Annotated in this window: 12 protein-coding genes; 5 read left to right on the top strand and 7 right to left on the bottom strand. The window is 65.8% G+C overall.

The features are described 5' to 3' along the window. Nucleotides 1–267: 267 nt before the first annotated feature. Genes QX051_RS20475 through QX051_RS20460 form a run of 4 tightly spaced genes read left to right on the top strand, consistent with a single transcriptional unit; the run spans nucleotide 268 to nucleotide 5,496 of the window. On the top strand, nucleotides 268–1,914 hold the full coding sequence (locus QX051_RS20475) for an ABC transporter substrate-binding protein (RefSeq protein WP_315777375.1): 1,647 nt from the start codon (nucleotides 268–270) through the stop codon (nucleotides 1,912–1,914). A 38-nt stretch (nucleotides 1,915–1,952) separates the two neighbouring features. Further along, nucleotides 1,953–2,963, top strand: a complete 1,011-nt coding sequence (locus QX051_RS20470) for an ABC transporter permease (protein ID WP_315777374.1) — start codon at nucleotides 1,953–1,955, stop codon at nucleotides 2,961–2,963. Further along, nucleotides 2,960–3,802 (top strand): ABC transporter permease, encoded by an 843-nt coding sequence (locus QX051_RS20465; protein WP_315777373.1) that lies wholly within the window; start codon nucleotides 2,960–2,962, stop codon nucleotides 3,800–3,802. The genes QX051_RS20470 and QX051_RS20465 overlap by 4 nt, the downstream gene beginning before the upstream one ends. Beyond that, nucleotides 3,781–5,496, top strand: coding sequence for an ABC transporter ATP-binding protein (locus QX051_RS20460; protein WP_315777372.1), 1,716 nt, complete (start codon nucleotides 3,781–3,783; stop codon nucleotides 5,494–5,496). Before QX051_RS20465 ends, QX051_RS20460 begins: the two co-directional genes overlap by 22 nt. Before the next feature lie 61 nt (nucleotides 5,497–5,557). Here QX051_RS20460 and QX051_RS20455 read toward each other — a convergent pair whose 3' ends face one another. Further along, the gene (locus tag QX051_RS20455; protein ID WP_315777371.1) at nucleotides 5,558–6,997 is read right to left on the bottom strand and encodes an NAD(P)/FAD-dependent oxidoreductase; all 1,440 of its coding nucleotides are present in this window, start codon (nucleotides 6,995–6,997) and stop codon (nucleotides 5,558–5,560) included. A 22-nt stretch (nucleotides 6,998–7,019) separates the two neighbouring features. After that, nucleotides 7,020–7,364: a DUF3088 domain-containing protein gene (locus QX051_RS20450; protein WP_315777370.1), complete on the bottom strand. Its 345-nt coding sequence runs from the start codon at nucleotides 7,362–7,364 to the stop codon at nucleotides 7,020–7,022. A gap of 384 nt (nucleotides 7,365–7,748) precedes the next feature. Here QX051_RS20450 and QX051_RS20445 point away from each other — a divergent pair, with 384 nt between their 5' ends. Continuing rightward, complete coding sequence (locus tag QX051_RS20445) at nucleotides 7,749–8,564, top strand: class I SAM-dependent methyltransferase (RefSeq protein WP_315777369.1); 816 nt, start codon at nucleotides 7,749–7,751, stop codon at nucleotides 8,562–8,564. A 264-nt stretch (nucleotides 8,565–8,828) separates the two neighbouring features. Here QX051_RS20445 and QX051_RS20440 read toward each other — a convergent pair whose 3' ends face one another. From QX051_RS20440 to QX051_RS20420, 5 genes are all read right to left on the bottom strand, one after another. Then, complete coding sequence (locus QX051_RS20440) at nucleotides 8,829–9,779, bottom strand: TauD/TfdA family dioxygenase (protein WP_315777368.1); 951 nt, start codon at nucleotides 9,777–9,779, stop codon at nucleotides 8,829–8,831. 227 nt (nucleotides 9,780–10,006) lie between these two features. Further along, on the bottom strand, nucleotides 10,007–10,789 hold the full coding sequence (locus QX051_RS20435) for an ABC transporter permease (RefSeq protein WP_315777367.1): 783 nt from the start codon (nucleotides 10,787–10,789) through the stop codon (nucleotides 10,007–10,009). Continuing rightward, nucleotides 10,779–11,651: an ABC transporter permease gene (locus tag QX051_RS20430; protein ID WP_315777366.1), complete on the bottom strand. Its 873-nt coding sequence runs from the start codon at nucleotides 11,649–11,651 to the stop codon at nucleotides 10,779–10,781. The genes QX051_RS20435 and QX051_RS20430 overlap by 11 nt, the downstream gene beginning before the upstream one ends. Then, the gene (locus tag QX051_RS20425) at nucleotides 11,648–12,493 is read right to left on the bottom strand and encodes an ABC transporter ATP-binding protein (protein ID WP_315777365.1); all 846 of its coding nucleotides are present in this window, start codon (nucleotides 12,491–12,493) and stop codon (nucleotides 11,648–11,650) included. Before QX051_RS20425 ends, QX051_RS20430 begins: the two co-directional genes overlap by 4 nt. Continuing rightward, nucleotides 12,490–13,572 carry an ABC transporter substrate-binding protein gene (locus tag QX051_RS20420; RefSeq protein ID WP_315777364.1) on the bottom strand — a complete coding sequence of 361 codons (1,083 nt, stop codon included), beginning with the start codon at nucleotides 13,570–13,572 and terminating at the stop codon, nucleotides 12,490–12,492. The genes QX051_RS20425 and QX051_RS20420 overlap by 4 nt, the downstream gene beginning before the upstream one ends. Nucleotides 13,573–13,671: the final 99 nt, after the last annotated feature.

Raw genomic sequence — 13,671 nt, 5'->3', positions numbered from 1 at the left:
GCGACTTGTTTGTCAGTTGGAGCATGGGCCTCTCATGACGCCCTCCTTCGTCGCTCCCGCAGGACCTGCACCGCGCGTCAACTCCTGGCGACCACGCCGCGACAAGATGCAACACCGACGTCATGAACTGAATGATGGCAGCGCTGACGTGCCGGGACTCCGGAGACGTTTGTTGCCCGTCTCATTTGAAATTTGGAATAGCCAGATCTGCGTTTTTTCCGTTTGCTAGACAGCTCAGCAATTCACTTCAACGATACGGTCCACACAATGATCCCGCGCTTTCCTTCGCTCTCACTGTCCCGGCGACGCGTGCTGGTGCGCGGCTTTGCGGCGGCCACGATGGCACTGGCCGCGATGACGGCGTTGCCCGTGGCCCACGCCGCGCCGAAGAATGGCGGCGACATCGTGTTCCTGATCGACTCGCTGGGCAGCACCTGGATCCCCAACAACAGCGCGATCTCGAGCTTCCAGGGCCATATCTGGGGCCACGTCACCGACAAGCTCGTCTATGTCGACGCCGACGGCAAGGTCAGCCCCTGGATCGCCGAGAGCTGGGAGCAGAACGAGGACGCGACCTCGTTCATCCTGCATTTGAAGAAGGGCGTGACCTTCTCCGACGGCACGCCGCTCGACGCCGCCGCCGTGGTCGCCAATCTCGATATCTGGTACGCCGGGCGCAAGAGCGAGGGCATCAACCCGATCGGCCTGTTTCCGAAGACCTACAAGAGAGCCGAGGCGATCGACGCTGCGACCGTGAAGGTCTCATTCAAGGCGCCGACGCTCGGCTTCATCCCGACGCTGGGCTATCACGGCTCGATCCTGATCTCGCCGAAGACGCTCGCTCAGCCCGCCAGCCAGCAGGCCGATCTCGGCAAGACCTCGGGCAGCGGCCCCTACGTGGTCGAATCCTGGAAGGAAGGCGACTTCGTCAAGCTGGTCAAGCGCAAGGACTACAATTGGGGGCCGGCGGCGGTCGGCCACACTGGACCTGCCCTCCTCGATTCGATCACCTACAAGCTCGTGGCGGAACAGTCGCTGCGCGTCGCCGCGGTGCAGTCCGGCCAGGCCGACGTCGCCTACAACGCGTCCCCGCAGGAGCTGAAATCGCTCAAGGAGGCCGGCTTCACCGTCGCGACGCCGCGCTATCTCGGCTTCGTCAATGGCTGGGCGATCAATACCAAGCTGGAACCCTACAACGACGTGAAGGTGCGCCAGGCGCTGCAGGCCGCGATCAATCGCCAGGAGATCATCGACACCGTCTATACGCCGGAGTGGAAGCTCGCGACCTCGTTCATCCAGAGCAACGTGCCCGGCGCCACCGACCAGAGCGCGCTGCTGGCCTACGATCCCGACAAGGCCGGCAAGCTGCTCGACGAGGCCGGCTGGATCAAGGGCGCCAACGGCGTCCGCACCAAGGACAGCAAGCCGCTGACCTTGACGCTCTACTCCAATCCCTATCTCGCGACGGCGAAACCGGTCGATGAGCTAATCGCCCAGCAGCTCGGCAAGATCGGCTGGAAGGTCTTCATCCGCGCCTACGACGTCGTAACCTTCGGCGAGAAGGTCAGATTCGGTGGCCCGGCCGTGCCCGCCTATGAGGTGACACGCAGCTTCATCGACGCCGGCACGGTTGCCAGCATCCTCACCGATGCCAACAATGGCGAAAACTGGTTCGCGCTCGGCGAGAGCGACACCAAGCTCAACGAGCTGCGTGACAAGATCGCCGGCGCCGGCACCACCGAGGTCCGTGCCCCGCTGCTCAACGAGCTGCAGAGATACGTCCTCGAGCAGGGCTATTTCATCCCGCGCACGCAGATCGTCCAGCGCATCTACGTGCAATCACCGCGGCTCAAGGGCGAAGTCTATAACGGCATCGCCTATGCCAGCTACTACACGGCGACGAAAGGTGAGTAGCCGGCGTTGCGGACAGGTCACGTGAGGAGGCCACCGGCATGAGCAATGCCTATATCGGCTTTGCCGCAAGGCGCCTCGCCCAGGCCATCATCGTCATTCTGCTGGCCTACGTTCTCACCTTCGTCGTCGTCAGCATCCTGCCGGGCGATCCCATCACCAACGTGCTGCGCGATCCGCAGAACGGGTTCACCGAGGATGAGATCCGGCAGATCATCGCGGCCCAAGGCCTGGACCAGCCGGTCCTGGTCCAGCTCTGGACGTCGCTGACCCATTTCCTGACCGGCGACCTCGGACTGTCGATGCGCTCCAACCGGCCGGTGACGACGCTGATTGGCGAAGTTCTGCCCTCGACGCTGATCCTAGCGTCATCCGGCTTCGCCGTCGCGCTGCTGCTCGCGACGACCGTTGCCTACGGCACGCAGTTCGTGCCCAAGCGGTCCGGCCAGGGCCTGCTACGAGGCTTTCCGTCGCTGTTTCTGTCGGTGCCCAATTTCGTGATCGGCCTGGTGCTGATCCACCTGTTCGGTTTTCAGCTCGGGCTGTTCAAGGTGATCGCGCCCAACAGCTTCTGGGCGACGTTCTTCGCCGCGATCGCACTCGGCATTCCCGTGTCGGCACAGATCGCGGAGGTGCTGATCGCCAATCTCGACCACGAGCGGGCGCAGGACTACGCCGCCGTCGCCCGAAGTCGCGGGCTCGGACCGGTTCGCTTGTTCGCCAAGCATCTGCTCAAGCCGTCCTCGCTGCCGGTCGTCACCATCATCGCGCTCACGCTCGGCGAGCTGCTCGGTGGCTCGCTGATCACCGAGACGGTGTTCGGCCGCACCGGCATCGGCAGTCTGGTGCAGCGCTCGGTCAGCACGCAGGATCTTCCCGTCCTGCAGGCGGTGGTCTCGCTCGCCGCCGTCGTGTTCGTGCTCGTGAACCTGATCGCCGATCTCGTCTATCCCCTCCTCGACCCGCGTGTGAAGCTGGTCGGCGCCGCCAGCCGGCGCCCGACCACGGCTGACGACGACGCCGTCGGCGCTTCCCAGGCGGTGACGCCATGAGCCTCCTGTCCTCCTCCGCGTTCGTCCCGACGACCAGCCGGCTGGTGGCCCTCAAGGTCCCGCCGACCGTCCTTCTCTCCTTCGCGGTCATTACGCTCGTCATCGCCTGGTCGGTCGCGCCGGGCCTGTTCACCAGCTATAGCCCGATCAACGGCGTGCCCGCCGACAAGCTGCTCGGCCCCAGCGCCGCGCATTGGTTCGGCACCGACCATCTCGGCCGCGACCTCTACGCGCGCGTCGTCCACGGCACGGCCTCGTCGGTGAGCTCCGCCTTGATCGCTGTGGTCATCGCCGCCGTCGCCGGCGGCCTCATTGGCCTGCTCGCCGGCTTCTTCGCCGGCTGGGTGGACATCGTGCTGGCCCGCCTCGTCGACGTGCTGCTGGCGATCCCGCATTTCCTGCTCGCCGTGATCGTCGTCACCGCGCTCGGCTTCGACACGACCAACGCGGCGATTGCCACCGGCATCTCGGCGGTGGCGGTGTTCGCCCGCGTCATGCGCTCGGAGGTGATCAAGACCCGGCAGGCCGCGTTCGTCGAGGCCTCGTTCCTGCTCGGCGGCTCGCGCTGGCACATCCTGTTGCGGCATGTGCTGCCGAACGCGTCGCGCTCGGTGCTGCCGCTCGCGGTGCTGCAGTTCGGCCTGTCGATCCTGGTGATCGCCAGCCTCGCCTTCCTCGGCTATGGCGACCCCCCGCCCGCCTCCGACTGGGGTCTCCTGATCTCGATCGGCAAGGACTACCTCAAATGGCCATGGCTGGTTTACGCGCCCGCCTTCGTCACGATCGGGACCGTGCTCTCGTTGAACAGGATCAGCCGATGGCTTCGCCGGACAGACTGAGCGCCACATTCAGCCGCGACACCATCGATGCGCCGGGCTTGCAGCCGCAAGCTCCCCTGCTCCACGTCGACGGCCTGTCGGTGTTCTACGGCAAACAGCAGGTCGTCTCCGACGTCAACTTCGAGCTCGGCCGCGGCCGGAGTCTCGCGCTGATCGGCGAGTCCGGCTCGGGCAAGTCGACGATCGCCCGCGCGGTGTTGCGGCTGCTGCCGAGCGGCGGACATGCGACCGGCCGTGTCGCATTCGACGGCCAGGATGTGCTCGCGCTCTCCGAGCGCCGCTTTCGGCCGCTGCGCGGCCGCGCCATCGGCTTCGTGCCGCAGGATCCCGGCGATGCGCTGAACCCGGTGCGCACGATCGGCGCCCAGGCGATGGAGGCAGCTGTGCTGCTCGACGAGCCGGACAACAGAGTCCGCAGGCAGCGCATCCTGGAGACGTTCGCCCAGGTCGGGCTCGACAATCCCCAGCGCGTCTATGACTCCTATCCGCATCAGCTGTCCGGCGGCATGCTGCAGCGGGTGCTGATCGGGCTCGCGGTGCTGCCACGACCATCGCTGCTGGTGGCGGACGAACCGACCTCGGCGCTCGACGTCACCATCCAGAAGCGCATCCTCGACCTGCTGTCGCGGCTGCAATCCGAGCTCGACATCAGCCTGCTGCTGATCACCCATGACCTCGCGATCGCCGCCGAGCGCGCCGATGCGCTGGTCGTGCTGAAGGACGGCACCATCCAGGAGGCCGGCCGGACATCATCAGTGTTCTCCGCGCCGGCCTCGACCTATGCGCGGAAGCTGCACGCCGATGTCCCGGCGCTCAACCCCGATCGTTACGCTGAGTTGCGCGACCCGGGCTTCCGCAGCCTCAAGCAGGGCGCGACCGCGAAGATCGAAGTCAGCTCCGTCACCAAGACCTTCACCGTCGACGGCAAGACGCTGACGGCCGTCGACGGCGTGTCGTTCACCGTACCGGCCGGCACTACCCACGCCCTGGTCGGCGAGTCCGGCTCGGGCAAGACGACGACGATCCGGCTGCTGCTCGGGCTCGAGCAGCCCAACAGCGGCACGATCACTGTTGCCGGCGACACGCTCAGTGGCCGGTCGCCGGACGAACTGCGCGCAGCCTGGCGCCACCTTCAGCTCATCTACCAGAATCCGTTCACCTCGCTCGACCCGACCTGGACCGTCGAGCAGCTCGTGCGCGAGCCGCTGGATCGCTTCAAGATCGGCACACCAGAGGCGCGGATCGCGCAGGTCCGGCAGTCCCTGGCCGATGTCGGGCTCGGCGAGCATCTGCTCGCGCGCAAGCCAGGCGCGCTGTCAGGCGGCCAGCGCCAGCGCGTGGCGATCGCCCGCGCGCTCGTGCTGAGGCCGGATGTGATCGTGCTCGACGAGCCGACCTCTGCGCTCGACGTCACCGTTCAGGCCGACATCGTCGAGGCGCTGCTGTCGCTGCAGGCCAATCTCGGACTGACCTATATGTTCGTCTCGCATGATCTGGCGCTGGTGCGCCAGCTCGCCCACACCGTCTCGGTGATGCATCGCGGACGGATCGTCGAGCATGGCACCGTGAGCGAGATCTTCGACACGCCCCGCGAGCCCTATACGCGCGCGCTGCTCGCTTCGATCCCCTCGGGAGCGGCCGGTGCCGCGCGCGTGCCGCAGTCCCGTGCGCGGGCGATGATCACGGCCGCCTGATCGGCTGCACGCATATCGCCGTTGAAGACGCCGGCGCGCCGAAGCGCGCCGGCCCTCACGTCTATTCCGCCGCGACGTTGAGCGGCCCGCGCCAGATCGCCGACGCGTAGAGCTCGCCGCCGAAATCGGGATCGACCGTGCCGTTGATGCGCGCCTCATGCGCCGGCAGATCGTCCAGGAACAGGTCGCGGCTGATCCGCGACACCACGCCTGGAATGTCACGCCGAAAACTCGGGACGTCGCCGACCGGCAGGCCGTAGCTGACGAAGGCAGCCGGATTGAACACGTGAATGTTCTTCAGGAATAGCGCCCGTCCCGGCTTTTTTTCCAGATACTCATGACCTGCGCCCAGATAGGGATAGCCACCGAGACTGTCGTCCTGCTCGTCGGCCGGCGGCGTGAAGCGATCGCGCCACAGCAGGATGTCGTCGGCGAAGTCGGCCAGCTCCGGCCTGCGATGCGCGTCGACGGTGAAGCCGGTGCCGACGATAACAAAGTCGAACTTGAACTCACCGCGCGGCGTCACGGCGATCCCCTGCGCTCCGTCAGTTCGCACATCCGTCCAGGGCGACGACAGATGCAGGTGGAAGTTGCGGTGCTTCACCGCACGCGTGATCGCGTCCGGCGGCGGCGTCGAACCGGCCTGGCGGAAGCGGATTGCCTGGTGCCAGCGGATCGCATCCGGCATCGTCCCGTAATTGTCATAGGCGCCGGGATAGCCGCGGATGCGGATCACCGGCAGCGAGGCCAGCTCGTGGCGGCGCGCGAACAGGTGCACCTCGCTCGCCCCGCTCTCGAGTGCAACCGCCGCCGCATCGAACGCAGAGGCCGCGCTTCCGACCACCGCGACCGACTTGCCGCGCAACGCCGCAAAATCGATCGCCTGCGAGGTGTGGGCATAGAGCGAGGGCGGCAGCTTGTGCGCGATCACCTCGGGCACGTAAGGTCCGCCCGCGCCGAGGAAGCCGTTCGCCAGGATGACCTTGCGCGTCGTTTCGACCCGCGCCGCACCGTCACGTTCCAGATGCAGCTTGAGATGGCCGTCGGCCGGCTCGATCCGCAGCAACCGCGTGCCGTACTGGACCTCGATGTTCAGGACCGAGCGGTACCAATCGAGATAGGCCGCCCAATCGACCCGCGCGATGCGGTCGATCTCCGAATAGGCCGCCTCGCCATGGCGAGACTCGTACCAGGCCTGAAAGCTCAGACCAGGGAGCCCGAGCTCGGGCCCCGGCAGAGTCTTCGGCGTGCGCAGCTTGTTCATACGTGCGGTCGTAAGCCAGATGCCGCTGCCGGCAGCATCCTTTGCCGCATCGATCACCGTCACCTTGCCAATTCCAGCACGGCGCAGCGCGAACGCAAACGTGCTGCCGGAATGACCGCCGCCGACCACGACCACGTTGTGGTCGACACCGTCGCGATCAGGCACCCAGTTCTGCGGATCCGGCCCGATCAGCCGCAGCGTCTCGCGTGCGGTCGCGTCGAGATTGGGTTGGGACATCTGTCGTCTCCGGAATTGGCTGTCAGTGGATGTGCGGAAAGCCGTAGCGTTCCGCGAGATAGAGGAGGATGCGGCCGGGATCATCGATGAAGCGCCGGCCGTTCGCGATCTGCGCGTCGGCGGGGACCGGCTTGTCGTCGGCGAAGATCAGGACAGGCAGGGACTGATGCTGCTCGCCGATGAGCGTCACGACCGCTTCGCGCGGCCTCTCGAACGGCAACCGATGAACTTCGATCTGCGTCGCGAGGCCAGGGAATGATCCCAGCAATCCCTCGATCGCATTGCAGTGCGGACATACGAAGAAGCGTCCGGGATGCGCGACGTCACGAAATCCGGGTGCGAGGAGGAAAAGCCGATCGCCGCTCATGCCGTTCTATCACCAAAAGGACCGACGTATTCGTCTCATCCTAGAAGCGATCGCAAAGTGGTCAATGAAACAGAACGCGCTTTGTTTCCGTGTTGTTGCAATGATCGACTGATGAGAACGGCGATCGAGAAACAATCTATGCGCCGCCCTCAGGCACTAAGCTCGCCCGTCTGACGTCACCGGTCATCATCTGCTTTCGGACCCGAATAGGCGTTTAAGCTGTCTCGTTTGGAAACGCTGCGAGCGACGCGTTCCTTCTCACCTCGCCTGCAACTATGCAAATCCATTTCATCGACAGCATCAGGACGGCACCGCTAGAGTTTCTATATTGCTCAGCCTGTTCACCTCACTTCAGAGAGCTGCAGCGCTCGAACGGATATCACCATGTCAGATCCCCTCGCCGTCATCAGTCTTCAACAGGATACCCCAGAGCTCGCCCGCGCCTATGAGCAGCTTGGCGTCATCCAGTTCAACCATGGCAAGCTGCTGCTCGAACCGCTGGCGCTGATAGCGGGCGAGCGGGTGCTCGACGTCGGCACCGGAACCGGCCGTCTTGCCGAGTTCGCGGCCCATCTGGTCGGCCCCAAGGGTCACGTCGTCGGCGTCGATCCGCTGGAGAGCCGCATCGCCATCGCGCGCCTGCGCCAATCGACCAACTTGGTCTTCGACACCGGCCGCGCCGAGGATCTCTCCCGCTTCTCCGCCGGCGAGTTCGACATCATCTACTTCAACAGCGTGCTGCACTGGATCGCCGACAAGCGGACGGTTCTGGCCGAGGCCGAACGGGTGCTGCGGCCGGGCGGCCGCATCGGCCTCACGATTCAGGATACGACGGCTCCGCATGAATCCCGCCGGCTGCTGCGGCGCGCGGTGGCAGAGGTCGGCCTCGACGCCGGACGACTGACCGCTCATGGCGTTCATGCCGCGACCGACGACGAGCTGCGCGCGCTGTTCGACCGGACGGGATTCGTCGACTATCGCAGCGAGCTGCGGACCCTGGTCGAGACACATGGCAGTGCCGATGAGCTGCTCGGCTGGTCCGAGAGCAGCGCGTTCGGCAATTTCCTGGACGGCTTCTCCTATGCCGAAGGCAAGCAGATCCGCGCCGCTTTTGCCAAGCTGGTGGAGGCGCATCGGACTCCCGAAGGCCTGAAGCTGGCCCGCTACCTGCGCTACGCCTTCGCACGCAAGCCCGAATAGTCGAACCACGTCACGAACACCGTCATTCCGGGGCATTCGGCAATGGGCAGACGCGCAGCGGCTGACCGTTGGCGAATGAACCCGGACTCTCGAGATGGTTTGATGCAAGACAAGGTCGAGATTCCGGGTTCAAGGCCTGCGGCCTTGCCCCGGAATGACGGTGGAACTGACGCTCCAGAAATAGCCGATGAGAATAGCAGTTGACTCAGCGGAACTGCGGCCCGCGCTCGTCACGGGCCACCTCTCGCATTCTGATAACAGACGTTATGCAGCCCGATTGACCGGCTTCGGCGCCTTGACCCGGGTCACGCTCTTGCGGCCGTCGACACCGACCGGAATGTCGCCATCGATGGTCGCGCGCCGCACGATACGGTGCTGATCGCCATAGTCGTTGACGGCGATGTGCTGGGTCGCACGGTTGTCCCAGATCGCAATGTCGCCGGCCTTCCAGCGCCAGCGCACGGTGTTCTCCGGCGCGGTGATGTAGGATTGGAACAGGTCGAACAGCTTCTGACCGTCGGTCTTGCGGATGCCGACAAAGCGTTGGACGAAATTGCCGAGCAGCAGCGTGCGCTCACCGGTCTCCGGATGCACACGCACCACCGGGTGCTCGGTCTCGTAGACCGTACCGGTGAACACCTCCTCGAAATGCTTGCGGTCGGCCTCGGTCGCCCGGCTCCGGGTCGCGGCATAGTCGTAGGCGTTGCTGTGCACGGCCCACAGCTCATCGGCCAGACGCTGCAGCGGCGCGGGGAGGTCCTGATAGGCGGCAGCCGTGTTCGACCAGATCGTGTCGCCGCCGAATTCGGGGATCACGACCCCGCGCAGCACGGCCGCCTTGGGATAGGCATCGACGAAGGTCACATCGGTGTGCCAGGAATCGGCGCGGCCGCCGCCGCGGCCCGAATCCAGCTCCAGGATCGACGCCGTGCCCTTGATGGCGCCGACGGTCGGATGCGGGACGAGATCGCCGAGCCGCTTGGCAAAGCGCTCCTGCTCGGCATCGTCGAGATGGTCCTGGCCGCGGAAAAAGACGACGCGATGCTGCAGCAGGAGATCGTTGATCTCCTTGACGAGCGCATCAGGCAGATCGCCCGACAATTTCACATTGCGGATCTCGGCGCCGATCCGGGCCGACAGCCTGGAAACGTCGGATGCCTGGATCGACCGCCCTGCGGTCGGACTTGATTGCGGAACTGAGTGGACGCTGGCCATGGCAGGCTCCCGATGCGTTTCTGGTGTGTTACGTCGCTGGTTGTTGCGCCGCCAATTGCGGAGGCCGGTCAGCGACGTCAGACGAAAGCTATACGCAAGCCCGCAGAATTGGCTTTCAAACTTGTCAGTTGCAAAGAAAGAGACAATTGCCGCGCGGTGCCTGAGTTAGAACAACACACGCCTTCACTCAGGTTGTCGCGATCCTGAGCTGGATCTTCCACCCTTGCTCAGACATTCCGCCACCGCACCAGCCAATGCTCGATCGCGCTGGCGCTGCGATCCACGATGAAGCCGACCAGGCCGACGACGACGATACCGAGCATCACCAGCGCCATTTCGAAGCGCTCGCGCCCTGAAATGATCAGGCCGCCGATGCCGGGCCCGGCGGCCATGAAATACTCGGCGCCGATGGTCGCCAGCCACGCATAGATCAGGCCGAGATGCAGTCCCGTCAGCACCGATGGCGTCGCCGCCGGCAGATACAGCGACCACACCAGCTGTAGCCGGCTGAACCGGAAGACCTCGCCGACCTCCCTGAGCTTGACCGAGGTGGAGCGGACACCCTCGACGGTGTTGAGGATGACGGGAATGGAGGCGGCCAGCGCGATGAATACGATCTTGGCGGCCTCGTCGAAGCCGAACCAGAGCGAGATCAGCGGAATCCAGGCCAACAGCGCGATCTGCTTGAGGCCGTTGAACCAGGTCGTGAAGATGCGGTCGGCGATGCTGGAGAGGCCGAGCAGCAGGCCGACCAGGATGCCGAGGCCGGCGCCGAGCGCTAAGCCGAGCAGATCACGCCTGAGGCTCGCCGCCAGCGCGTACGGCAGCTCGCCGCTCGCGACTTCCTGCCAGGCGACCCGAGCCACCTTTTCAAGCGGCGGCAGGAATTGCGGATTGACGAAGCCGGAATGGCTGCCGACCTCCCAGGCGACGAGCAGCAGCAGCGGCAGCACGAGCCCGCGCCGCAAGACGGTCGTGGCCGATGACGCCGCGATGTTCTCAGACGCCATCGGTGCGCCACCGCTGCAGCCGCGCCTCGACGCTCGCCAGCAGCTTGTCGCTAGCGAAGCCGATCACGCCGATCACGATCATCGCCACCAGCACCGTGTCGAGCCAGAACATCTGCCGGCCCCAGACCAGGAGATAGCCGAGCCCTTCCGACGAGGCGAGCAGTTCGACGCTGACCAGCGCGATCCAGGCATGCGTCAGCCCGTAGCGCAGGCCGGTGAAGATCGGCGGCACCGCGCCGGGCAGCACGACATGGCGCAGCATCTGCAGCGGCGAGAACCCGAAGGTCTCGCCGACCTCGACCAGCGCGCGCGGCGCATTGGCGATCCCGGCGCTGGTGTTCATCGCGACCGGCACGAACGCCGCCTTGGCGATGACCACGATCTTCAACGTCTCGCCGATGCCGAGCAGCAGCATCGCCAGCGGGATCCATGCGAGTGCAGGCACCTGCGCGATCGCGGTGAACAGCGGGCGGACGTGATCGTCGACCCGCCGCGACAGTCCCATCGCCGCGCCGAGCACCAGCCCCGCCCCGGCACCGACCGCAAAGCTCAGGAGCACACGCAGCAGGCTGATGCCGGCATGCTGCGCCAGCTCGCCGCTCGCGAGCATCTCGTTGAAGGCATGCAGCACGTCGGCCGGCCGCGGCAGGATCTGCTCGGCCAGCCAGCCGCGCTCGCTGCCGATGATCCAGACCGGGAGCGCGACGGCCGGGAAAATCAGCAGCCACGCCGCGGCCTTTGCGCGCACGACCAGAACCGAGACCAGCGCATGGGCCGGCCATTCGCGCCACACACGCGCGCCGAGCGCGCGCCTTGAGCTCAAACTTGGGCTCAGATCAGTCTCGAGAACCGCATCGCTCATGCATCGCTCCGGCTGCCTTGGCTCGCCCTGGGATCAGTTGCGCCGTCATGCTCGAGCGTGCGCAGCACCTCGTTGCGGAGCCGGACCAGGTCGTCGTCGCTGCGCGCGCGTGGCCGGGCCGCCGCGACATCGAAGATGCGCGAGATGCGGCCGGGGCGCGGGGCGAGGACGACGACGCGGTCGCCGAGAAACACGGCTTCGTCGACGTCGTGGGTCACCAGGATCATGGTGATCTTCTCATGCGCCCAGATGCGCTGCAGCTCGGTCTGCAGCCGGGCCCGCGTCAGCGCGTCGAGCGCGCCGAACGGCTCGTCGAGCAGCAGCAGCCGCGGCCGGTTGACCAGACCGCGCGCGATCGCTGCGCGCTGCGCCATCCCGCCCGACAGCTGATGCGGATAGGCGTCGGCAAAGCCGTCGAGGCCGACCAGCGCGATATGCGCTGCGACCGCCTCGCGCTTGTCAGCCTCGCTGATTGGCGCATTCTTCAGACCGAGCGCGATGTTCTGGCGGACCGTGGCCCAGGGAAACAGCCGCGGTTCCTGGAACACGATGCCGCGTTCCAGGCTCGTGCCGGTGACGGGTTCGCCACCCTGCACGATGCTGCCCTTGTAGTCGCGATCGAGCCCGGCGACCAGGCGCAGCAAGGTGGACTTGCCGCAGCCGCTGGGGCCAAGGAGCGCCACGAACTCGCCTGGCGTGACGGTCAGTGAGACGTCGTCGAGGGCCGCGATCGGCGCGCCATTGACGGTGAAGCTCTTCGAGACGCCGCGCACCTCCAGCCGGCCGCGGGCGGTTGCGGCCGGCGTCTCAGCGCGATCTGCCCGCTCAACCGCGAGGCTCATTGACCCGCCGCCACCGGCTTGCCGTCGGCCCCGAATTCCTGCCAGTAGCCGGCCAGTCCCTGCTCCTTCAGCGCCTTGTCGAGGAAGCTGCGGTCGAACCAGCCGTCGATCTCGACGCTGCGGCGGAGCAGGCCGAACTCCTTGGCCTGCTTCGCCTGAACACGATAGCTCTCGATGATCGAGGCGTCGATGATCGGCGTGTTGCGGTATTTCAGCTCCTGATCCTTGAAGTCGAACCGATAGCCCGACGCCGGGAAACCAGAGCGCGCCGAGATCTCGAAGAACGCCTCGCGATTGGCCTCGTCCGACGACCAGCGCGCCGCGCGCACGATCGCCGAGACGATCTTCTGCGTCACGTCGGGATGGGCCGCAATAAACGCCTCCTGCCCGATCAAGCTCGAGTGCCGCTCATAGGCCGGGTTGTCGCCCTTGGTCGTGTAGATGATCTCGGCGATGTTCTTCTCGGCGAGGCTCGCGAGCGGGAAGTTGCCGAAGGCCGCATCGATGTCGCGCGACGTCAGGGCGGCGTTCGTCGTCGCCGTGTCCATGTTGATGACCTGGACGTCCTTCTCCTGCAGGCCGTAGCCCGCCAGCACCTTCACCGCGGCGAGATGGTTGTTGGTGCCGCGGAAGATCGACACCTTTCGGCCCTTGAGATCGGCGACCTTGCGGATCGGCGAGTCCTTGGGGACAGCGAGGTAGATCGGAGCATGCGCGCCGGCGGCCAGCAGGATCTTCGTCTTCAGCCCGTTGGCGCGGCCGATGACCTGGGGCAGATCGCCCTGCAGAGCGAAATCGAGCTGATCGTTGGCGAAGGCCTCGTTGACCGCGGGACCCGCGCCCTTGAAGAACGACCATTCGACCTTGACGTCCGGCAGATCACGCAGCTCCCGCTCGAGATAGCGCTCGGAATGAGCAATCGCAGCGGACGAGCCGCCGGAGAACTGCCGGTTGTCGGCGCCGACCGAGGCGAAGCCGATCCGCACCGTCAGCGGCTCGGCGGCGGCCGCGGCCTGGCCGAGCAGTCCGAGACTCAGCGCCGCCAAAAGCCCGATCGAGAATTGCCTGCGCGTCGACATCATGTCTCCTGTCCTTCTGCTGATCTGGCGTGCCTCGGCAAGGCATCGAGAGGGATGGCTTCGTCTCCCACGGAGAGAACCGACAAGTTCCCACTCGAT

This window comes from Bradyrhizobium sp. SZCCHNR1053, assembly GCF_032381235.1.
Classification (GTDB): domain Bacteria; phylum Pseudomonadota; class Alphaproteobacteria; order Rhizobiales; family Xanthobacteraceae; genus Bradyrhizobium.
The sequence above is the reverse complement of the archived record's forward strand: the minus strand, read 5'-3'. Positions and strand labels throughout refer to the sequence as shown.

Coding starts and splice junctions, on each gene's coding strand:
- QX051_RS20475 (WP_315777375.1), top strand. CDS start 268: ATGATCCCGCGCTTTCCTTCGCTCTCACTGTCCCGGCGACGCGTGCTG.
- QX051_RS20470 (WP_315777374.1), top strand. CDS start 1,953: ATGAGCAATGCCTATATCGGCTTTGCCGCAAGGCGCCTCGCCCAGGCC.
- QX051_RS20465 (WP_315777373.1), top strand. CDS start 2,960: ATGAGCCTCCTGTCCTCCTCCGCGTTCGTCCCGACGACCAGCCGGCTG.
- QX051_RS20460 (WP_315777372.1), top strand. CDS start 3,781: ATGGCTTCGCCGGACAGACTGAGCGCCACATTCAGCCGCGACACCATC.
- QX051_RS20455 (WP_315777371.1), bottom strand. CDS start 6,997: ATGTCCCAACCCAATCTCGACGCGACCGCACGCGAGACGCTGCGGCTG.
- QX051_RS20450 (WP_315777370.1), bottom strand. CDS start 7,364: ATGAGCGGCGATCGGCTTTTCCTCCTCGCACCCGGATTTCGTGACGTC.
- QX051_RS20445 (WP_315777369.1), top strand. CDS start 7,749: ATGTCAGATCCCCTCGCCGTCATCAGTCTTCAACAGGATACCCCAGAG.
- QX051_RS20440 (WP_315777368.1), bottom strand. CDS start 9,779: ATGGCCAGCGTCCACTCAGTTCCGCAATCAAGTCCGACCGCAGGGCGG.
- QX051_RS20435 (WP_315777367.1), bottom strand. CDS start 10,789: ATGGCGTCTGAGAACATCGCGGCGTCATCGGCCACGACCGTCTTGCGG.
- QX051_RS20430 (WP_315777366.1), bottom strand. CDS start 11,651: ATGAGCGATGCGGTTCTCGAGACTGATCTGAGCCCAAGTTTGAGCTCA.
- QX051_RS20425 (WP_315777365.1), bottom strand. CDS start 12,493: ATGAGCCTCGCGGTTGAGCGGGCAGATCGCGCTGAGACGCCGGCCGCA.
- QX051_RS20420 (WP_315777364.1), bottom strand. CDS start 13,572: ATGTCGACGCGCAGGCAATTCTCGATCGGGCTTTTGGCGGCGCTGAGT.